This is a genomic window from Nocardiopsis exhalans (genome assembly GCF_024134545.1).
In the GTDB taxonomy this organism is placed as follows: Bacteria; Actinomycetota; Actinomycetes; order Streptosporangiales; family Streptosporangiaceae; genus Nocardiopsis; species Nocardiopsis exhalans.
The window spans coordinates 3,173,714-3,192,366 of record NZ_CP099837.1 but is presented as its reverse complement, the minus strand read 5'-3'; the positions used below and the strand labels follow the sequence as shown (position 1 = coordinate 3,192,366).

Here is an 18,653-nt window from a genome sequence, read left to right as displayed (position 1 = left end):
CGTGTTCTTTGGGTCATGGCTCACGAAACGTTGTGCCCTCGGCCTCGCTCTCCCACCCTAGGCAGGCAGCGCACGACCGAAGGCACCCGACACACGGGCCCGGCCCGTCAGCCGGAGGTCAGGGGTGCGCGGCGAGCTGGAGGTCGAGCAGGTCCAGATCGGCGCTGCCGGGGAAACCGGGGTCGTCCATGACGGCGCGCAGGCGCCGGCGGACCGGCCGGGCCTCGGCGCGCTGGGTGACCGCCTCGGCGGCCAGCCTCCCCTGCCCGGTGCGGACGCCGGTCGGCGTACGCAGGGCCCAGCCGGTGTGGTCCGCGGAGAGCAGCAGCCCAACGGTTCCGTCTTCGTTCACCCGGACCCACTGGCCCACCAGGTCAGCGGGGTCGACCAGGGGGCGGGGAGCGGGGGTGGGAACGGAGTGGGCGCTCATCATGGGGTTTCCTCGGTAGATCGTCGAACTTCTTTCCTGGATGAGACGTTGCCCCACCCCGCCTATGACGCGCTTTCGAAAAACTTCTGCCGGAAAAGTTTCAACCCCCATCTGACCAGCGGCGACACCCCCGCTCCGCAGGGTGACGCACCAGCCAGAGAGCCACTACGGCCTCATGGAGGGACAGAAGCAGAGAAAACGAACGGGAACTCGAACCAGATCGGTGATCTCTCACCTCTTGCGAGACTGGGTTAATAAACGTAAAGTAACTTTTCAACACAACGGGACACATGACGGTCACGCTGGGTCGTCGCCTATGTGTCCCCAAGTCAGCCCATGGCTGACCGACTCCGCCCGCCCTCGCCCCGCACCGACGGGGCTTCCCCCGGAGTAGCCCATGCGCTCGTACCCTCGCCGCGCCCTGGTCGCCCCCGCCGCACTGGCGGCGCTCACGGCCGCCGGACTCACCATCCCCGCCGCTTCCGCATCAGCCCGACCGAAACCGTCGGCCACGACCGCGCGGGCCACCCTGGTGTGGTCCGACGAGTTCGACGGTCCCGCGGGAAGCGCGCCCAACCCCGCCCATTGGAACCACGAGACCGGCGACCACGGCTGGGGCAACAACGAGCTCCAGAACTACACCGCCAGCCGCGACAACTCCGCCCTGGACGGCAACGGCAACCTCGTCATCACCGCCCGCCGGGAGTCCCACGGCGGTTACACCTCCGCCCGCATGACCACCCAGGGCAAGGTGCAGCCGCAGTACGGCCGGATCGAAGCACGCATCCAGATCCCCCGCGGCCAGGGCATCTGGCCCGCGTTCTGGATGCTCGGGGCCCACTTCCCGAACACACCGTGGCCGGACTGCGGCGAGATCGACGTCATGGAGAACATCGGCCGCGAACCGCACCTGGTGCACGGCAGCCTGCACGGCCCCGGATACCACGGCGGCAACCCGCTCACCGGCTCCTACATGCACCCCCAGGGCTGGTCCTTCGCCGACACCTTCCACACCTTCGCCGTGGACTGGTACCCGGGCTCGGTCACCTGGTCGGTGAACGGCATCGTCTACCAGACCTACACCTGGCAGGACACCCGCGGTAACCCCTGGGTCTACGACCAACCGTTCTTCATCATCCTCAACGTGGCCGTGGGCGGCGACTGGCCGGGTTACCCCGACGGGAGCACCCAGTTCCCGCAGCAGATGCGGGTCGACTACGTCCGGGTGTACTCCCTGGACTGACGCGCGGCCGTCCCCAAGCGCCGTCCACCGGGTCTTCCCCACCCGGTGGACGGCGCCTACCGCTTCGACGAGCCCCGAATCGGTGGAACCGGGTCAGGTGTTCGGCTCCAGCAGAACCACGGGGGTCCGCCTGGACCGCAGCGCCGCGAACCCGTCCAACTCCTCGACGCTCTTGGAGTAGTCGCCCCACCTCGCCCAGAGCCGCTCGCGTTCCTCGCCCTGGGCCTCCCGGGCGCGCACGGAACGCCGCTCCCCGACCAGATCGACCCTGGCCTCCGGGCTTTCCGACAGGTTCAGCCACCAGGCGGGCGGCGGGTCACCCCAGCCGTTCATCGCGAGAAGAACCAGGTCGGGGCCGTCCTCGAAATAGGCGAGGATCACGGCACGGGGCTTACCCGTGCGACGGCCCACCGTGTGCAAGCGGAGCATGCCGTACTTGCCGGGCTTGGGACGGGAGAGTCCGGCCCGGCCGCCGGTCACGCGGCACAGCAACCGGTGCCCGGCCCAGAACGCGCGAACGAACCATCGAGGGGGAAGACGTGGCGGTGAGTGGTCGTGTTCGGTAGTGCCCATGGCATGGCCGCCTTCACCGGGGACGCCTCTCCCGGCGCCCGTTGGCACCGAATCTACGCGAGCCCGCCGCGAGAGCGAAGGCGATGGAGACCCGATCACCTTGGTACGCGGGCTCGGGACACGGCAGGATGAGGGCATGCACAACACCTCCCAGTCCCAGGACATGACCGATCTCGGCCCCTTCTCCCCGGGCGACGAGGAACGGTTCCGCTCGAACGCCCTGGTGGCCCTGGTCGCCTTCGGTTCACTGACCCTGCTCGGGGTGCTGGGCTTCCTCCTGTTTCTCTGATCGCTGCTGGGGCAGGGTGCCGTAGCTGTTCCGGTAAATCTTGCCGGGCTTGGGGTGGGTGAACTTCAGCCCGGCCCAGATTGCGTCGACGCGCAGGCAGATACTTTCGACCATGCCGAGGTCGTAGCCGATCGCGATGACCCTCTTCATGTCGAGGTCGGTGCCGTTGCGGCCGCCCTTGGGCCAGCCCCGCCTATTCAGCCGAATTGGCCCGATCTGACCGCTGACAACACGAAAGGTGCCCCCACCTGCAAGGATGTGACTGTCTAGGAAACATCCACAGCAGAATTAGGAGCACCTTCCTGGTGCACGAGCCTACCTGGGACCACCGCCTGTCCGTGACCACCGACGGCAAGGCAACGGTCGGCCATGCCGGATCCATCCTGCTCCGCAAACTCGCCGACCGCACCGGCCTGGTCCGAGCCCTGACCGCGGCCTTCCCCACCAGCACCGCCACCACCTGGCGGGACCGGGCCATCACCCTCATCCACCTGGCCATCGCGATCGTCCTCGGCGCACGCAACCTCAGCGAGGCCGAACGGCTGGGCCTGCACCACCGCCCCGTGTTCGGCGCCCCCGCATCCGACTCCACCCTGCGCCGCACCCTGGCCGCCCTCGATGAGGCGGCCCTGACAGCGATCGCGAAGGCACGCCGGGCCGTCCGCCGCCACGTATGGACCCTGCTGCACCTGCGCCCCGGCGGCTTCCCCCAGGTGAGCGTCGCGGGCAAGTGCTTGAAGGGGTGGATCGTGCTGGACATGGACGCCACGATCATCACCACCACCTCCCACAAGGAAGGGGCCGCACCCACCTTCAAGTCCAGTTTCGGGTTCCACCCCCTGGCAGCCTGGTGCGCCAACACCGGCGAGTGCCTGGCCATGCTGCTGCGCCCCGGCAACGCCGGAGCCAACACCGCCACCGACCACATCGACGTGCTCACCCAGGCCCTGGACCAGGTCCCCGGCTCATCCCGGGCCAAGATCCTGGTGAGAATCGACGGGGCCGGCGCCACCCACGACCTCCTCAAGCACCTGCACAAGCTGAACACCACACGCAGGACGGTGCGCTTCACCGTCGGGTGGAAGATCACCGAAGCCGACGAGGAAGCGATCGCGAAGATCCCCCAGAGCGCATGGGAAACCGCCGTGGACTCCGGCGGCGACCTCCAGGAAGGCTATGAGGTCGCCGAGCTCACCGGGCTCAGCACCCGTCAAGGGTGGCCCGAGAACATGCGGCTCATCGTCCGGCGGGTGCGCCCTCACGCCGCCACGCCAAGAAGCTCACCGAGTTGGAGCGCAAGACCGGGTGGCGGTATTCGGTCCTGGCCACCGATATCGGCCGGATGCACCGCATCGCGGGCTCGCACCAGGCGCAGTTCCTGGACGCGCTGCACCGTGACCACGCCGAGGTCGAGGACCGGGTGCGCACCAATAAGGCCATGGGCCTGGCGCTGCTGCCCTCGCGGTCCTGGACGGTCAACCGGGCCTGGGTGCTCGCGGCGAACCTCGCCTGCGATCTGGACGCCTGGCTGCGGCTGCTCACCCTGCACGATAAGGAGGACCTGGCCCAGGCCGAACCGGAGAGCATACGGTTCCGTCTCTACCACCAGAGCGCACGCCTGGCCCGCCACGCCCGCCGACGGTTCCTGCGTTTGGAACGCACCTGGCCCTGGGCACAGGCGTTCAGCACCTGCTGGCAGCGGCTGATCGCCCTGCCGAACCCGGTTTGACCATCAGTTCCTTGCTCCGACGAGCAGCAGGAAGGAGGAGAAGCGCAGTCACCGGAGCTCGTGGGGCCCGGCGCACACCGCGGCGTCACGCGAGGGCCCGCTCCTGCCCGGACCAGGGACACCACGGGCGAGGTACCGGAACAGAAGACGCGATCAGCCCCCTGACGAATCGAGGCCAGGAGACCCAGAGCATGCCGCCAGGGTTGAGGTGGTCCCTGAGCTCACCGAAGCCCGAACGCAGTTGCTGCTGCGTGGTGACAAACAGGTGCAGGTAGTCGAACTTCCCCGAGAGCATTCCGGGAAGTTCCAGTTCAGGGAGCTGAAGGGCGTCAAGCGCGGAGGCGGGGGCGTTCACCAGGTGGGCCCGGCTGCCTTCCTTGACGCCCATCTTCTGGGCGACCGTTCGCTGTGCCATAACCCGAACGCTAACCGGGGGCACTGACAGTCCGTTCAGAATCGCGGCAATGCTGCTGCTTGGAGTAGGGCCACCCACTCAGCACCAGGAACGGACAAATGCCCCGAGCTCCGATTCTGAGTGTCCCGAAGCCGAGTCTCGGCACCCTCCGAAACCTCTACTCAGTTACCACCGGTGCCGTTGCTGTAGCTGGACTTGTGCCAAACGCGCGCTTCGTTCACAAGAAGCCCTTCATTCGAATCACCGAACCGGGGACGTTGGCCCTAGGGGCTCGTTCGGACACCGATGTACCCTGGTTCAGGAACAAAGGAACGTCCCCCGCCAACAGCACTGGCGGGGGACGTTCGTTTTTCTGCTACTTGGCAGAGGCCAAGGCACCCAGCAGAGCCGTCCACTCCGAGCCCGCCAGAGCCAGGTGCCCTGCCTCACGGTTCTGGGTGTCACGCATCAGAACAGCAGCAACGTCGCGTCGAGCCTCAACGCAGTCACCGCCGCTGCCGTTGCTGTAGCTGGACTTCTTCCAACCTTCGGTCATCATGTGATACTGCCTCGAATCTCTTCCATTTTGGACCGTGACGCCGTCACAGGCAGCGCAGCGCTCCTCAGCTCCGCGAAAGTCCGCTCGTAGCTTGCCACAACCTCCGGCTGCTTGAGAGACATCCCCGTTTGCTGACTCTCGATGTACACGAACGTCCCGTTTCCGGGCACTTCCATCAGCTTAAATGAGCCCCCCAGACCTGCATGTCCTTCAGTTGCGATCGGGACTATCTGAATGTCCAGTCGGCGCCGATAGGAGAGCTTCAGCAAGTGGTCGATCTGCTCCGCCATCACCTTCGGGTCACGGAACCGGCGCAGCAGCACCGCCTCGTCCAGAAGCACGATGATCCGAGGTGGGTGCTCTCGCTCCAGGAGCTCCTGACGCTTCTGCCTCGCCCCAACGATCTGATCGATGGCCTCCGGTGTGGCATGGGGTTCAGCCAGCTCACTGATCGCCCGAACGTATGACTCCACCTGGTACAGGCCCGGAACGAGGCCGAGCGAGTACTCCTGGATCTTCGTCGCGGCCTGTTCCGAGTCAGCGACCTCTCGGAAGTAAGTGGTCATTCCGGCCCCGGCGAACAGCGTGTCCCAGGCACCCAGAAGCACCCCGTTGGCGTTAAGAGCCTTGTCGAGACGCACCACTATGGACCGCCGTGTCTTTTTCTTGGCGAGCTCCAAATCGCTGATGGTGCTCTGCGCAACCAGCGATGCGGCTGCGAGCTCCTGCTGCGTGAGTCCCCCCTGATCCCGGATTCTCTTCAGGAGCAAGCCGAAACGAATCCTCGTCGCCACCTCGTCACTGTGCTTATCCAACCGAGTCACCGTCCGATCACCGCAGAATATCGCTGGCTATAGAACTTCTACCGGGCTTAGCAATAAGGATAGACCGGGCGGATGCCCTGTTGGCAGGCTTCCAGAAAAGGGGCCGCTTTATCGGAGCGAGAAGCCCCGGGGACCGAAGTCGAAGGCGGTCACACCGGGGCAATTACCCCACCCCGAACAGACCGAGGTGAGACACATGCAGAGTATCCAGACTCCCCCACCCACACCAGGGGCTTCCTCCCTCCGAAGGCTCCGGCTGGCCAACCCCCACCAGCGCGGCATCATCCTCGATCACACCCGCGATTATCGCGCCCTGACCAACTGGTGCCGCAGCGCACTGCCCTCCCACGGAGCCCGACTGGCCAAGATCGCCCGAGTCCTGGTCGAGAACTCCCACCAGCACAGCCGCTCCGGTCTGCCCGGCGGCACCACCCGCGTCGTCCTGGACCAGAAACGCAGCCTGCTCCCCCACCTGTTCGTCACCGACCAGGGCCCGCTGGACGCCAGCACCATCGACTACCCCCACCTGAACCCGCGCGACCCCCGCTCCGGGCTGGCCATCGTCGACAAGCTCTCCGTCTACTGGGACTTCTCCTGGACCTGGGACGGCCACCGCATCAAGCACACCACCCTCCAGGTCGTCTTCGACCTCACCGCAGGCCGGTAGCGGTCTCCCCCCAGGGCGGGACCAACCGAAACCGGGTCCGGCCCCAACCACCCGTCCACCTATGCAAGGACCGCAATTGAGCACCGAAGACGACCTGTTCCCGCCCCACACCCGCCAGGAGAGGGCCAACGCCAAGTTCGACACCCTCTCGGAAATCCTGCGCGAAGCCCACAACCCCGAGATCGACCCCCGCAGGTCACTGATCGCCGCCGACGAAGCCTTCTCCCGCCTGCACGCCTGGATCTCCCGAGGCGGTCTCCTCCCCCAGCCCTGGCACCACCACGACTGCCCTCTCTCCCGCAACAGCTGACCCCGCACCTGCCGCACCCCGGCCCCGGCCCCTCGGGAACCTAAAAAGGGGCCGGGAAAACGCAGCCACGCTTCCCAAGCCCCACAGCAATCCCGAATCCCAGAACTCACATGTTCAGAAAGCAGGATCGATGACTCACCCTATGCCCGCAACCCGTCCTCCGCGCAGGACTTCCCAGCACCCGCCCGGCCCGGCCTGCGATTCCTGCACGCACCGCACCTGCCGTACCCTGCGCGCCCGCCACCTGCCCCTCATAGGCGGCCACCGCACCGAATTCGCAAAGGAACACCAGCAGGCCGCCGCCCTGCAGGCCCTCAACCCCCACCTCCTCGTCTGGTGGGGCGAACACTCTCAGTCCTACTGGGTCGCCACCGACCAGGGTCTGACCCAGGCCACCAATCACGGTCACCTGCTCTCCCTCCTGGACCCCTGCCCCAGCGCATAAGAGCGCCCGTCAAACAACAAGAGCCGGATGTCCATCCCCACGTGCGTGGGGCTCACGAGAAACCCCTGGCTGTGGGCCAGCTGCGGGCCTTGCTCGCCGGGGTCGGTGACGACACCCCGCTTCGCGCAATCCGTGAGCGAGGGCTGAAGAGCACACGAATGGAGCACGAGATCGTGATCGCTCGACAGACACTCAGGGATACGTCCACGGGAGCCCGGAGCCAGTTCGGGCTCGTGCTCCGAAGGAGGTGAAGGCCTAAAAGAGCAACGGGCGTGCCCCCGCACCGGGGCTGCCTGCCTCCGCTGGCGGGCAGGCCTCCCCAGAGCTGGGCGGTGTCTCAAGGGCTTACCGGTGAGCTACGCCGATGAGCGTACCGACATGGTCGAGTTCGGGCGCTGGCTCCACCCACACCTGGGCGTGCTCGAACCCCGCGGCACGAAGGAGTTCCTCCCACTCCCCGGGTGCGGCGGCCCACTGGTGCAGCCACACCCGCCGCCCCTTGAACCCACCCCCGTACATGCCCTGCGGACCGGACGACCCAGGCACCGGTTCGGCATGGGAGAACACCAACCGTCCACCCGGCTCCAACCGCTCCCGCACCAGTGGCAGAAGCAAGTGCGGATTGGTGAACCACACCGCGCCCCACACCGAGTAGATCGCATCCCACCGCTGCTCGGTCCCGCGCAGAAACTCGATCACGTCACCATGATGGAACCGTGCCCCCAGCGGCTCCCACTGCTCGCGCGCCTGCTCCACCTGGACGAGCGAGACATCGACACCCTCCGTCTTGACCCCGCTCCGAGCCAGGGCCGCGACCTCGACCCCGCGGCCGCAACCCAACTCCAACGCGGAGCCCGCATCCCCGAGCAGCTCCCTTCCGGGGCCGTGACCGTCCCACTGGGTCCACCCGAACGCCGTGTCCAGGTCGGATTCGGCGGAGACGCCGCTGGCGTAGCGGTCCCAGTACTCGGTCACGGTGGAGGTCGGGTTGGCCATGAGTGGTCCTTGGGGTCGGATGTGCAAGATTCCGACCCACGCTAGCCACGTCAGCTGTGTGGGGGCAGGGGAACACGTGAACGGGCCGACACCGCATCGGTACCGGCCCCTCGTGATGAGTGCCAGGGTCAGTGGCAGCTGCTGCCCGGGTGGCAGGGGGTGCACTTGGCGGCCAGGAAGTCCTCCGTGACGTCCCGGGACACCTCGATGTCCTCACCGCGCCGGGTAGCCCGTTCCTCGAACGTTCCGACCACGGTGGTCACCGCCAGGTTCTCGTTCACTTCCTGCGACCCACACAGCTCCAGAGGCGTAGCTGTGTCTAGCTCGCCCGCCCCAGTGGGGGGCAGGTGCGCAACGTCTGGTGTGGGAGTACGTCACCAGGGGAGCACGGTCATCGTCCAGTACGTCCGCGAAGGAGCCACCCCCACCGGCCCCGCAGCCCTCGCCTCCGCCTTCCCTGCTCAGGTGTCGATCATCTGCCAGGACTCCAGGACCGCTGGGGTGTCCGTGAAGGCGTAGCGAACCACCTCTCGGTCCAGGGCGATCAGGGTGATCGAGCCCGTGGCCCAGACTTCCCCATTCCCAAGATCGGCGTGGGCGATCAGGGCTGAGGGGTCTCCGCCCGGGGTCGTTCCTGCTGAGCGGGGTTCGGAGTTGGCGGCCCTGGTGATCAGGTCCGGCCACTCTCCCCAGATCTCCTTGACCGTGCGGGCCGTGGACAGGTCCGGGTCGGGGCGGGTGCGATCGAACTCCGGGGTGTGGCGGGCCGAACGGGGGTCGGCGGGGTTGAGGCCCGTGTTGACCAGGGTGGTAACGCCTCGGGGCAGAGCTCGGGTGTCCAGGCACCGGCCGTCCCAGCTGTACAGGGTGGCGCTGTGCGCGTCCGCGTCCAGCAGGTGGAAGGGGGCGTAGCGGGTGGGGTCCTCACCGGCCAGGGCATCGCGGTTCTGGTTGCTCAGGGTCTTGAGGGGCAGGTCGCCCCGGCTGGCCGGGTAGGTGCCCTCCCAGGGCATCGTGCCGTCCCAGGGCCAGCCGTTGAGCAGCGCGGCCATGCGTTCGCGCTGGGGGTCGACGGCGAGCCAGGTGCCTCCGGCCAGGCGGTCGCGGCCGCCGATGAGCTGGGGGCGCTCCGGCCAGTGCCGTGCGGGCCAGTCCCAGGGACGGGAGCGCATCTCGTCCCTGAGCGCGGCGACGACCAGCGGTGTCCTGGCCTGCGGGTCGAAGCCGACGATGACCGTACACATCCTGTCTCCCATGCGTTCAAAGTCCCTTGGCAAGGACTCTACGACGCGGACCGCGTTCGCGCCCGTGTGGGGCGCGATCCGGGGCGCGATCCGGGGCCCGGGTAGTGCTGGGCCCCGGTTGGAGAGGGTGTTCCACCCCCGGGCGTCCGCGGGGTGGCTCTTCTAGTCTGGATTCTCCCTAGTCTTGTGTGCATTGACGTTGGGGTCCGGCTGAGCGGGGGTTTCGTCGGCCCGGCCCCTGTTCGCCTTCCTTGCCTGACCAGGAGTCATCCGTGCCCGAAGAAGCCGATCGGACCGAACGAGGTCCGACCCCGACTGCGACCGACCCGGTACCGGTCCGGTCAGCTCTCATGGGGCCGCCCCCGGAACCGGGGTTGTCGCGGGAGGAGGTAGCCGAGCGCATCGCGGCCGGGCGGACCAACGACGTCCCCGTCCGGGCGAGCCGCAGTGTCGGGCAGATCATCCGGGGCAACGTCTTCACCCGCATCAACGCGATGATCGCCGTGCTGTTCGCGATCATCGCGGTGATCGGACCGGTCCAGGACGGGCTGTTCGCTCTGGTCATCGTGATCAACACGCTGATCGGCATCGTCCAGGAACTGCGGGCCAAGCGCACCCTGGACAAGCTCGCGATCGTGAACGCGGCGCGCCCGCGGGTGGTGCGCGACGGTGAGACGGTGCGGGTGGCCACCCAGGAGATCGTCCTGGACGAGGTCCTGGAGATCGGTGTCGGCGACCAGATCGTCGTGGACGGCGTCGTGACCTGGGCCGGTGGGTTGGAGGTCGACGAGTCCCTGTTGACCGGTGAGGCCGACCCGGTGCTCAAGCAGCCCGGGGACACGGTGATGTCGGGCAGTTTCGTGGTGGCGGGGGCCGGGCGTTTCCGGGCGACCAAGGTGGGGAGGCACGCGTACGCGGCGCGGCTGGCCGAGGAGGCGAGCCGGTTCTCGCTGGTGCAGTCGGAGCTGCGGTCGGGGATCAACAGCATTCTGCGCTGGATCACGTTCGCGCTGTTCCCCATCGGCGGCCTGCTGATCTACAGCCAGCTGTTCATGAACGGGCACGTCGCGTTGGACCAGCCCGTCTCCGGGGGGATCTCGGGGCCGCTGGCCGACGCCCTGCGCGGCATGGTGGCCGCGCTGGTGTCGATGATCCCCGAGGGGCTCATCCTGCTGACGAGCATCGCTTTCGCGGTCGGGGTGATCCGGTTGGGCCGCCACAAGTGCCTGGTGCAGGAGCTGCCCGCGATCGAGGGGTTGGCCCGGGTGGACGTGGTGTGCACGGACAAGACCGGCACGCTGACCGAGGTCGGTATGAAGCTGGCGGAGATCCGTGACCTGGGCGGCGGCCAGCCGCACGAGGGCGCTTATTCGCTTGAGAGCGCTCACGACAACGGAAACGGCAACGGTAGCGGGGCCTGGGAACAGAACGGCAACGGCGCGAAGAGCAGCGGCAACAGCTCGGACAGCCCCGCCGGGCGGGCTCCGGCGCTGGTCTCCCCGACCCGGGTGCTGGCCGCGCTGGCCGCCTGTGACCCCGACCCGAACCCGAGCATGGTCGCGATCGCCGAGGGCTGCGCGGCCGGCGGGCAGCAGGCCCCGGACTGGACCGCGACCGCGCTGGCCCCCTTCTCCTCCGCCCGCAAGTGGAGCGGCGCCAGCCTGCTGACGCCCTCCGGTGAGCAGCACTGGGTGCTCGGCGCCGCCGACGTCCTCGCCGAACCGGACTCCCCCGCCGCCGCCGAGGCCGCCCGCCTGGGCGCGCAGGGCCTGCGGGTGCTGCTGCTGGCGCGGGCCTCGGTCCGGGTGGACGAGGACGCCGCCCCCGGAAGTGTGGAGCCGGTGTCCCTGGTGGTGCTGGACCAGCGGGTGCGCGAGGACGCCGGGCCGACCCTGGACTACTTCTCCGAGCAGGGCGTGGACGTCAAGATCGTCTCCGGCGACCACGCCGCCTCGGTCGGGGCGGTCGGCCGTGAGCTGCGCCTGGACGGGGCCGACCGGCCGTTGGACGCCCGGGATCTGCCCGAGGACGCCGAGAAGCTGGCCCGCGAGGTGGAGGACCACTCGGCGTTCGGGCGGGTGACCCCCGAACGCAAGCGGGACATGGTGCGGGGACTGCGCGAACGCGGGCACACGGTGGCGATGACCGGTGACGGGGTCAACGACGTGCTCGCGCTGAAGGAGGCCGACATCGGCGTGGCGATGGGCTCGGGCAGCCCGGCCTCGCGCTCGGTGGCCCAGCTGGTGCTGTTGGACAACAGGTTCGCGGTGCTGCCCCGGGTGGTGGCCGAGGGCCGCCGGGTGATCGGCAACATCGAGCGGGTGGCCGGCCTGTTCCTGACCAAGACCGTGTACACGATGACGCTCGCGATCATCGTGGGCCTGCTGGCCGTGGCCTATCCCTTCTTCCCCCGGCACGCGACGCTGATCAACGCGGTGACCTTCGGCATCCCGTCGTTCTTCCTGGCGCTGGCGCCCAACACCGACATCGCCCGGCCGGGGTTCGTGCTGCGCACGCTGCGGTTGGCGATCCCGTCGGGCATGGTGGCGGGTTTGGCGGCCGTGACGACCTACCTGCTGGTGCTCGGCGGTCGGACGGTGCCCGACCCCGCGGACCGCACGGCGGTGGTGATCACGTTGTGCGCGACCACCCTGTGGGTGCTGCTGCTGGTGGCCAAGCCGTACGTGTGGTGGAAGGTGGTGTTGGTCGGTTCCATGGTGGGGCTGCTGACCCTGGCGATGGTGACGCCGTGGGGGCAGTGGTTCTTCGAGCTGGACGTGAGCGACCCGACCAAGGTCCTGACCGGTCTGGCCGTGGCGGGGGTGGCGATCGCGGCGATCACGGTCATCCGCGTCGTGGACGACCGGATGCTGGCCAGATCGCAGGCCCGGGCCGATGAGAAGGAGGCCAGGGAACGGGAGGCCGCCGGTCACCTGTCCTGACCCCGGGCCAGTCTTGACCTGGACCCCGACCTGGACGCAAGGGGCCCGCCACGGAACGACTCGGTTCCGCGGCGGGCCCCTTTGTCGGGGAAGCTCGCGGGAAGTACATGTTCGGTGACCACCTCGTCACTGGTCAGCGTGGGAACTGTTCAGGGCGGCTACCGAGCCGCGATGCTGGGGGCGCCACGTGTCTGGATCGACAGGAGCCACATTGAGCATCCCGAACACGCACATCCGCGCCGTGCTGGACGGCTATCTGGAACGCTTCCCGAAGGAAGTCGACGCGGCCGGTCCCCTGGTGCGGGCCCTGGACGGCGAGCACGAGCTGTCCTCGCCCAAGGAGTTCCGTGTCGGGCACGTGACCGCGGGGGCCGTGGTGCTCGACCCGTGTTGGCGCGTGCTGATGGTCCGGGAGGGTGACCGGGGCCCCTGGTTGTTGCCGGGCGGGCACCTGACCGCTGAGGACGGCGCGTTGGGCGAGGCGTCGCTGAGCCGTCTGACGGAGGCGACGGGGCTGGTGCCCGAGCAGGTCGAGCCCGCGGCGGACCCGCTGCCACTGGACCTGGACACGTACCGGATCCCGGAGGACCCGGACCGGGGTGAGCCCGAGCACGAGCACTTCGCCTTCCTGTACCTGTACCGGGCGACCGCGGCGACGGTGCCCACCGGGGACGGGGCCGGAGGGGGCCTCGCCTGGCGGCCGCACACCGATGTGCCCTCGGCCCGGTTGGCGGCGAAGATCTCCCAGACCCTGGCGACCAGCCGCGCGGCGACCGCTTCCCGGGAGCCCGGTGAGGTGACCGGGGTCTGAGGCGATGCCCGCCTGAGTCCGCGGTCCGGTGATGCCTCCACTTTGATTCATCGCCAGAACAGAATATGATCGCCATATGGCGATGAATAATGACGACGGTGTGGAGGGGGCCTGCGCGGGCTCCGGCCTGGACGCGGCCGAGGCCCTCTTCAACAGCCTCTCCGACAGCACCCGGCTCGCGATCGTGCAGCGCCTGGCCCGGGGCGAGGCCCGCGTGACCGACCTCGTGGAACAGCTGGGCCTGGCCCAGTCCACGGTTTCCAAGCACGTGTCCTGCCTGCGCGACTGCGGACTGGTGGACGGGCGCCCGCAGGGACGGCAGGTGTTCTACTCGCTGAGCCGTCCCGAGCTGCTGGATCTGCTCGCCGCGGCGGAGACCCTGCTGGCCGCGACCGGTAACGCGGTGGCCCTGTGCCCCACCTACGGAACCGACAGCGCGGCCGCGACTGAACGAACGGACGCGGTGGGCGGAACCGGTGCGGCGGTGCGTGATGAGTGACGCCTGCTGTGGCGGCGACTCCCCCGCCTCCGCCAACCCCTCCACCGGAGCAGCCGGACCCGAAGGGCCCACCCGGCTCTGGCAGGTCGGTGGGATGCGGTTCGCCGCCGTCGCCGCGCCCCTGCTGCTGGCCGGGTACGCCGCCGGCTGGTTCGGTGCGCCCGAGAGCCTCGCACTCCTGCTCAAGACCGCCGCGCTGGTGGTCGCCGCATGGACGTTCGTCCCCTCGACCCTGCGGCGCCTGTTCCGGTCGGGTCCGGTCCGGGACCGGATCGGGGTCGGCACCCTGATGACCCTCGCCGCCGCCGGGGCCGTGGCCCTGGGCGAGGTCGGCGAGGCCGCGATACTGGCCGTGCTGTTCACCATCGCCGAGGGTTTGGAGGAGTACGCCGTCGCCCGAACCCGGCGCGGCCTGCGCGCCCTGCTGGACCTGGTTCCGGCCCGGGCGACGGTGCTGCGCGACGGGGTCGAGCTCACCGTGGCCCCCGACGAGCTCCGCCCCGGCCAGAGGCTCGTCCTGCGCCCCGGGGAACGGCTGGCCACCGACGGTGTGGTCGCCAGCGGGCACACCAGCCTGAACACCTCCGCCATCACCGGGGAGTCGGTGCCGGTGGAGGTCGGACCCGGGGAGGAGGTGTACGCCGGGTCGGTCAACGGCACCGGCCCGCTGGAGGTCACCGTGACCGCCACCGCCGAGGACAACTCCCTGGCGCGCGTGGTGCGGATCGTGGAGGCCGAGCAGTCGCGCAAGGGTCGGGGCCAGAGGTTGGCCGACCGGGTCGCCCGCCCCCTGGTGCCCGGGGTGATGATCGCCGCCGCCCTGGTGGCGGTGCTCGGCTCGCTGTTCGGCGACCCGCTGACCTGGATCGAACGGGCGTTGGTCGTGCTGGTCGCGGCCTCCCCCTGCGCCCTGGCCATCTCCGTCCCGGTGACCGTGGTCGCCGCGATCGGCGCCGCCTCCCGCCAGGGCGCCCTGGTCAAGGGCGGCGCGGCGCTGGAGGCGATGGGCCGGGCCGGTGTGGTCGCCCTGGACAAGACCGGAACCCTGACCCGCAACGAACCCTCCGTCGTCGAGGTCGCCACCGCCCCCGGATACACCCGTGCGCGTGTGCTGGAGTTGGCCGCCGCTCTGGAGGCCCGCAGCGAACACCCGCTGGCCCGCGCCGTCCTGGCCGCCCACCCCTCACCCGTCCCTGCCGAGGACGTCCAGACCGTACCCGGGTCCGGGCTGACCGGGCGGGTGGACGGCCTGGCGGTGCGACTCGGGCGCCCCGGCTGGGTTGCCCACGGGCCCCTCGAAAGCGCGGTGGAACGACTCCTGGGCGCGGGCGCGACCGTGGTTCTGCTGGAGGAGGCGGGCACTGTCGCCGGTGCGATCGCCGTCCGCGACGAACTCCGCCCCGAGGCCGCCGGAGTGGTCGCCGAACTGCGCCGCTCCGGCTACCGGGTGGCGATGCTGACCGGGGACCACCGCGCCACGGCCGAGGCCCTGGCCGCGGAGGCGGGGATCGACGCGGACGAGGTCCACGCCGGGCTGCTCCCCGAGGACAAGGCCCGAGTGATCGGTGAACTACGGGTCAGCGGCCAGGTGGTGATGGTCGGCGACGGGGTCAACGACGCCCCGGCACTGGCCGGTGCCGACCTGGGTGTGGCCATGGGTGCGATGGGCACCGACGTGGCCGTGGAGACCGCCGATGTCGCCCTGATGGGCGAGGACCTGCGCAACCTGCCCCGGGTGCTGGCCCACGCCCGCCGCGCGCGGGTGGTGATGTGGCAGAGCATCGGGCTGTCGCTGGCCATCATCGTCGGCCTGATGCCGCTGGCGCTGTTCGGGGTGCTGGGGTTGGCGGCGGTGGTCCTGGTGCACGAGGTGGCGGAGGTCGTGGTCATCGCCAACGGCATGCGTGCCGGACGCCGCCGCCCGGTGGCCGGGGAGCCGGAGCCGGGAACCGCTCGCGCCTCGACCACCGAGCCCTCAGCCGCCGGACCCTCAGCCACCCACGAGGTGCAGGCCCGCGACCCCGACCACGATCGCGGCCAGACTGAGCAACCGTCCCGGTGAGGCCGACTCACCGAGGAAGAGCATCCCGGCCCCGGCGACGCCGACCGCCCCCACGCCCACCCAGACGGCGTAGGCGCCGCCGACCGGGAGCTCGCGCAGCGCGAGGGCGAGCATGCCCAGGCTGACCATCGCCACGGCGATCCCGAACACCAGCCAGCCGGGGCGCCGGAGCCCGCCCGCCCGTTTGAGCGCCAACGACCACACGATCTCCAAGAGCCCCGCCCCGAGCAACACGATCCAGGCCATGGTCACCCTCCTGCCCGCGAGACGGATTCGGCGTCTGTCCCTCGCACGGGCTTCGCGGGTCTGGCGGGCAGGTTCAGGCCGATGACGCCCGCGAGGATCAGGGCCAGGAAGAACAACCGGAGGGGGCCGGCCGGTTCGGCGAAGACCAGGATGCCGACAACCGCCACACCCACCGTGCCGAGCCCCACCCAGACGGCGTAGGCGCCGCCGACCGGGAGCTCGCGCAGCGCGAAGGACAGCATCCCGAGGCTGACCAGCGCCACGACGACTCCCAGGGCCACCCAGCCGGGGTGGGGTTGTTTCAAGGCCAGGGCCCAGACCACTTCCAGCAGGGCCGCGGCGAACAGGACGGCCCAGGCCACGGCTCGGGCGCTCATGCGGTGACACCGCCGTCCACCGTGATCGAAGTACCGGTGATGTAGGCGCCCGCGGGTCCGGCGAGGTGGGCGACGGTGGCGGCGACGTCCTCCGGGGTCCCGTAGCGGCCCAGGGCGGTCAGGGCGCGTTCGGCTTCGGCTTCGGGACCGTCGGCGGGGTTCATGTCAGTGTCGGTTGAGCCCGGGTGGACCACGGTCGCGGTGATCCCGCGCGGGCCGAGGTCGCGGGCGAGCCCCTTGGTGAACCCCACCAGGGCGGACTTGCTCATGGCGTACAGGCTGATGCCGGGGCCGGGCACGCGTTCGACCAGGCTGCTGCCGATGCTGATGACGCGCCCGCCGGGGCCCATGTGCCGCAGCGCCGCCCGGACCGCGACGAACACCGCTCTGACGTGCACGGCCATGGTGGTCTCGTAGTCCTCCAGGGTGAGCTGGTCGATCTCGCCGTAGGGGAAGATCCCGGCGTTGTTGACGAGGATGTCAAGGCCGCCGAGGGTATCGGCGGCGCGGTCGACGGCCTCGCCGATCGCCCGGGGGGCGGTGGCGTCGGCGGGCAGGGCCAGCGCCCTGCCACCCGCTTCGTGGATGTCCCGGGCCACCTGGGCGGCGCGTTCGGGCGAGTCGCGGTAAGTCAGCGCGACCGCGGCCCCTTCCGCGGCCAGGCGGCGGGCCGTGGCCGCCCCGATACCCCGGCTGCCCCCGGTGACCAGCGCGACCTTACCTGTGAGCGCACCCTTGAGTTCTGTGCCCATGCCTGCCTCCCTTATTTATGTATCGATCACTACATAATTGGTAGCATTGCCTGCGGTGCCGGGGCAAGGGGATGCGGGGGGCGACAGGCGATATGGCGGGACGGCCGAGGAAGTTCGATCGGGGCGCGGCGCTGCGCACGGCCATGGAACTGTTCTGGGAGCACGGCTACGAGGGCACGTCGCTGAACATGCTCACCTCGGCGATGGGCATCACGCCGACCAGCCTCTACGCGGCCTTCGGGTCCAAGGACGCGTTGTTCGAGGAGGCCGTGGAGCTGTACGACTCCGCCGACACCTCACCCACGGTGCTTTCCCTTGGACTCACCCCGACCCGCGACGCGATCGAGGCGATGCTGCGGCGCAACGCGGACGCCTACGTGGACACCGGCACCCCGCTCGGGTGCATGGTCGTGCTGGCCGGGACCAACCTGGGCCGGGGGCACGAGCACATCGGCCGTCACCTGGCCGAGCGCAGGGCGAAGGACCTGGCCCGGGTCACCGAGCGCGTCGAGCGGGGCATCGCCGAGGGCGATGTGCCCGCCCACGTGGACGCGCCCGCGCTGGCCTCGTACTGCGTCACGGTGTTGCAGGGGTTGTCCGTGCGGGCCCGGGACGGCTGCACCAGGGAGGAAGCGAACGCGGTCGTAGATGCCGCCATGACCGCCTACGACGCACTCACGTCCTAGCGGAGGGCCGCTGACCGCCTGCGGGCCGCCGCTCGGTCAGAGCGCCTTGAAGTAGTTGACCACGGGCAAGCCGGTGTAACCCGCGCTCTCGTAGGCGGCACGGGCCGGGGCGTGGCCGGGGTCGCCGCCGGTGCTGATCAGGGCAGCCTTCATCCCCTCCGCGCGCATGTACTCCTCGGCGAACCGGATGAGCGCCGCACCCACGCCCCGCTCCTGCTGATCGGGGTCGACCGCGAGCATGTGCAGTTCCCCGGTGCTCTCCTCGTGGTCGAGCTTGACGGTGGCGAACCCGGCGATCCGGTCGGTCACCGCCACCCACGCCCGGGTCCCCTCCGCGTCCAGGTCGGCCTGGACGTCCCGGGTCTGGGTCCTGCGCCAGTCCCCCACGGTCAGGGCATAGATCTCGGTGCCCAACACCTTCTCCATCGAGGCGTGTACGGGTTCCCAGGCGCGCAGGGCGAGGCCGACCACGGCCTCGCGGTCCTCAGGAGCGTAGGGGCGAATGCTGATGTCCATGGGCGGCAGCGTAGCGGTGCCCTCTGGCTCCCGGACAGGGATTTACCGGGGCGCGGCGG

Annotated in this window: 24 protein-coding genes and 2 pseudogenes; 12 read left to right on the top strand and 14 right to left on the bottom strand. The window is 69.6% G+C overall.

What is annotated here, in order from left to right; translation table 11 throughout:
* Nucleotides 1–118: 118 nt before the first annotated feature.
* Nucleotides 119–433, bottom strand: a complete 315-nt coding sequence (locus tag NE857_RS14155) for a hypothetical protein (protein ID WP_254421412.1) — start codon at nt 431–433, stop codon at nt 119–121.
* 394 nt (nt 434–827) lie between these two features.
* Between NE857_RS14155 and NE857_RS14150 the strand changes: the two genes are divergently transcribed.
* On the top strand, nt 828–1,673 hold the full coding sequence (locus tag NE857_RS14150) for a glycoside hydrolase family 16 protein (protein ID WP_254421411.1): 846 nt from the start codon (nt 828–830) through the stop codon (nt 1,671–1,673).
* 93 nt (nt 1,674–1,766) lie between these two features.
* Here NE857_RS14150 and NE857_RS14145 read toward each other — a convergent pair whose 3' ends face one another.
* The gene (locus NE857_RS14145; RefSeq protein WP_254421410.1) at nt 1,767–2,246 is read right to left on the bottom strand and encodes a nitroreductase family deazaflavin-dependent oxidoreductase; all 480 of its coding nucleotides are present in this window, start codon (nt 2,244–2,246) and stop codon (nt 1,767–1,769) included.
* A gap of 136 nt (nt 2,247–2,382) precedes the next feature.
* Between NE857_RS14145 and NE857_RS14140 the strand changes: the two genes are divergently transcribed.
* The gene (locus NE857_RS14140; protein ID WP_254421409.1) at nt 2,383–2,535 is read left to right on the top strand and encodes a hypothetical protein; all 153 of its coding nucleotides are present in this window, start codon (nt 2,383–2,385) and stop codon (nt 2,533–2,535) included.
* Here the strand turns inward: NE857_RS14140 and NE857_RS14135 are convergent.
* Nucleotides 2,491–2,685: a hypothetical protein gene (locus tag NE857_RS14135; RefSeq protein ID WP_254421408.1), complete on the bottom strand. Its 195-nt coding sequence runs from the start codon at nt 2,683–2,685 to the stop codon at nt 2,491–2,493. The two genes, NE857_RS14140 and NE857_RS14135, sit on opposite strands and share 45 nt — an antisense overlap.
* A gap of 155 nt (nt 2,686–2,840) precedes the next feature.
* On the opposite strand from NE857_RS14135, the pseudogene NE857_RS14130 reads away from it, so the two are divergent.
* Both NE857_RS14130 and NE857_RS14125 read left to right on the top strand, forming a co-directional pair.
* Nucleotides 2,841–3,743 (top strand): annotated as a pseudogene (locus NE857_RS14130) (transposase); the annotation flags it as partial.
* An 8-nt stretch (nt 3,744–3,751) separates the two neighbouring features.
* Nucleotides 3,752–4,264 (top strand): transposase, encoded by a 513-nt coding sequence (locus NE857_RS14125; RefSeq protein ID WP_254421407.1) that lies wholly within the window; start codon nt 3,752–3,754, stop codon nt 4,262–4,264.
* Nucleotides 4,265–4,349: 85 nt separating this feature from the next.
* On the opposite strand, the gene NE857_RS14120 is transcribed toward NE857_RS14125, so the two are convergent.
* The 4 genes and pseudogenes from NE857_RS14120 to NE857_RS14105 all read right to left on the bottom strand — a co-directional run bounded on the left by NE857_RS14120 (nt 4,350) and on the right by NE857_RS14105 (nt 6,032).
* Nucleotides 4,350–4,679: a class I SAM-dependent methyltransferase gene (locus NE857_RS14120; protein ID WP_254421406.1), complete on the bottom strand. Its 330-nt coding sequence runs from the start codon at nt 4,677–4,679 to the stop codon at nt 4,350–4,352.
* A gap of 35 nt (nt 4,680–4,714) precedes the next feature.
* A pseudogene (locus NE857_RS34690) lies at nt 4,715–4,828 on the bottom strand (DUF397 domain-containing protein); the annotation flags it as partial.
* A 206-nt stretch (nt 4,829–5,034) separates the two neighbouring features.
* Entirely contained in the window at nt 5,035–5,217 is a 183-nt protein-coding gene (locus NE857_RS14110) for a DUF397 domain-containing protein (protein WP_254421405.1), read from the bottom strand.
* Entirely contained in the window at nt 5,214–6,032 is an 819-nt protein-coding gene (locus NE857_RS14105; RefSeq protein WP_254421404.1) for a Scr1 family TA system antitoxin-like transcriptional regulator, read from the bottom strand. The genes NE857_RS14110 and NE857_RS14105 overlap by 4 nt, the downstream gene beginning before the upstream one ends.
* 205 nt (nt 6,033–6,237) lie before the next feature.
* Between NE857_RS14105 and NE857_RS14100 the strand changes: the two genes are divergently transcribed.
* The 3 genes from NE857_RS14100 to NE857_RS14090 all read left to right on the top strand — a co-directional run bounded on the left by NE857_RS14100 (nt 6,238) and on the right by NE857_RS14090 (nt 7,463).
* Nucleotides 6,238–6,708 (top strand): hypothetical protein, encoded by a 471-nt coding sequence (locus NE857_RS14100; protein ID WP_254421403.1) that lies wholly within the window; start codon nt 6,238–6,240, stop codon nt 6,706–6,708.
* Nucleotides 6,709–6,784: 76 nt separating this feature from the next.
* Nucleotides 6,785–7,018, top strand: a complete 234-nt coding sequence (locus NE857_RS14095; RefSeq protein WP_254421402.1) for a hypothetical protein — start codon at nt 6,785–6,787, stop codon at nt 7,016–7,018.
* Between the two features lie 142 nt (nt 7,019–7,160).
* Nucleotides 7,161–7,463 (top strand): hypothetical protein, encoded by a 303-nt coding sequence (locus NE857_RS14090; protein ID WP_254421401.1) that lies wholly within the window; start codon nt 7,161–7,163, stop codon nt 7,461–7,463.
* Between the two features lie 345 nt (nt 7,464–7,808).
* Here the strand turns inward: NE857_RS14090 and NE857_RS14085 are convergent, their stop codons facing one another.
* The 3 genes from NE857_RS14085 to NE857_RS14075 all read right to left on the bottom strand — a co-directional run bounded on the left by NE857_RS14085 (nt 7,809) and on the right by NE857_RS14075 (nt 9,703).
* Complete coding sequence (locus tag NE857_RS14085) at nt 7,809–8,459, bottom strand: class I SAM-dependent DNA methyltransferase (protein ID WP_254421400.1); 651 nt, start codon at nt 8,457–8,459, stop codon at nt 7,809–7,811.
* A gap of 128 nt (nt 8,460–8,587) precedes the next feature.
* Nucleotides 8,588–8,740 carry a hypothetical protein gene (locus tag NE857_RS14080; RefSeq protein ID WP_254421399.1) on the bottom strand — a complete coding sequence of 51 codons (153 nt, stop codon included), beginning with the start codon at nt 8,738–8,740 and terminating at the stop codon, nt 8,588–8,590.
* Between the two features lie 180 nt (nt 8,741–8,920).
* Entirely contained in the window at nt 8,921–9,703 is a 783-nt protein-coding gene (locus NE857_RS14075) for an NRDE family protein (protein ID WP_254421983.1), read from the bottom strand.
* A gap of 350 nt (nt 9,704–10,053) precedes the next feature.
* Here NE857_RS14075 and NE857_RS14070 point away from each other — a divergent pair, with 350 nt between their 5' ends.
* The 4 genes from NE857_RS14070 (at nt 10,054) to NE857_RS14055 (ending at nt 16,017) form a co-directional block, all read left to right on the top strand.
* The gene (locus NE857_RS14070; RefSeq protein ID WP_254421982.1) at nt 10,054–12,645 is read left to right on the top strand and encodes an HAD-IC family P-type ATPase; all 2,592 of its coding nucleotides are present in this window, start codon (nt 10,054–10,056) and stop codon (nt 12,643–12,645) included.
* Between the two features lie 211 nt (nt 12,646–12,856).
* Nucleotides 12,857–13,456, top strand: coding sequence for an NUDIX domain-containing protein (locus NE857_RS14065; protein WP_254421398.1), 600 nt, complete (start codon nt 12,857–12,859; stop codon nt 13,454–13,456).
* A 76-nt stretch (nt 13,457–13,532) separates the two neighbouring features.
* Nucleotides 13,533–13,955, top strand: coding sequence for an ArsR/SmtB family transcription factor (locus NE857_RS14060; protein ID WP_254421397.1), 423 nt, complete (start codon nt 13,533–13,535; stop codon nt 13,953–13,955).
* Complete coding sequence (locus NE857_RS14055; RefSeq protein WP_254421396.1) at nt 13,948–16,017, top strand: heavy metal translocating P-type ATPase; 2,070 nt, start codon at nt 13,948–13,950, stop codon at nt 16,015–16,017. The genes NE857_RS14060 and NE857_RS14055 overlap by 8 nt, the downstream gene beginning before the upstream one ends.
* Here the strand turns inward: NE857_RS14055 and NE857_RS14050 are convergent.
* Genes NE857_RS14050 through NE857_RS14040 form a run of 3 tightly spaced genes read right to left on the bottom strand, consistent with a single transcriptional unit; the run spans nt 15,946 to nt 17,392 of the window.
* The gene (locus tag NE857_RS14050; RefSeq protein ID WP_254421395.1) at nt 15,946–16,263 is read right to left on the bottom strand and encodes a DMT family transporter; all 318 of its coding nucleotides are present in this window, start codon (nt 16,261–16,263) and stop codon (nt 15,946–15,948) included. The genes NE857_RS14055 and NE857_RS14050 overlap by 72 nt on opposite strands.
* Nucleotides 16,264–16,265: 2 nt before the next feature.
* Nucleotides 16,266–16,640, bottom strand: coding sequence for a DMT family transporter (locus tag NE857_RS14045; RefSeq protein ID WP_344012045.1), 375 nt, complete (start codon nt 16,638–16,640; stop codon nt 16,266–16,268).
* The gene (locus NE857_RS14040) at nt 16,637–17,392 is read right to left on the bottom strand and encodes an SDR family NAD(P)-dependent oxidoreductase (protein ID WP_254421394.1); all 756 of its coding nucleotides are present in this window, start codon (nt 17,390–17,392) and stop codon (nt 16,637–16,639) included. Before NE857_RS14040 ends, NE857_RS14045 begins: the two co-directional genes overlap by 4 nt.
* 92 nt (nt 17,393–17,484) lie before the next feature.
* Here NE857_RS14040 and NE857_RS14035 point away from each other — a divergent pair, with 92 nt between their 5' ends.
* Complete coding sequence (locus NE857_RS14035) at nt 17,485–18,078, top strand: TetR/AcrR family transcriptional regulator (protein WP_254421393.1); 594 nt, start codon at nt 17,485–17,487, stop codon at nt 18,076–18,078.
* Between the two features lie 36 nt (nt 18,079–18,114).
* Here the strand turns inward: NE857_RS14035 and NE857_RS14030 are convergent, their stop codons facing one another.
* Nucleotides 18,115–18,594: a GNAT family N-acetyltransferase gene (locus tag NE857_RS14030; RefSeq protein ID WP_254421392.1), complete on the bottom strand. Its 480-nt coding sequence runs from the start codon at nt 18,592–18,594 to the stop codon at nt 18,115–18,117.
* Nucleotides 18,595–18,653: the final 59 nt, after the last annotated feature.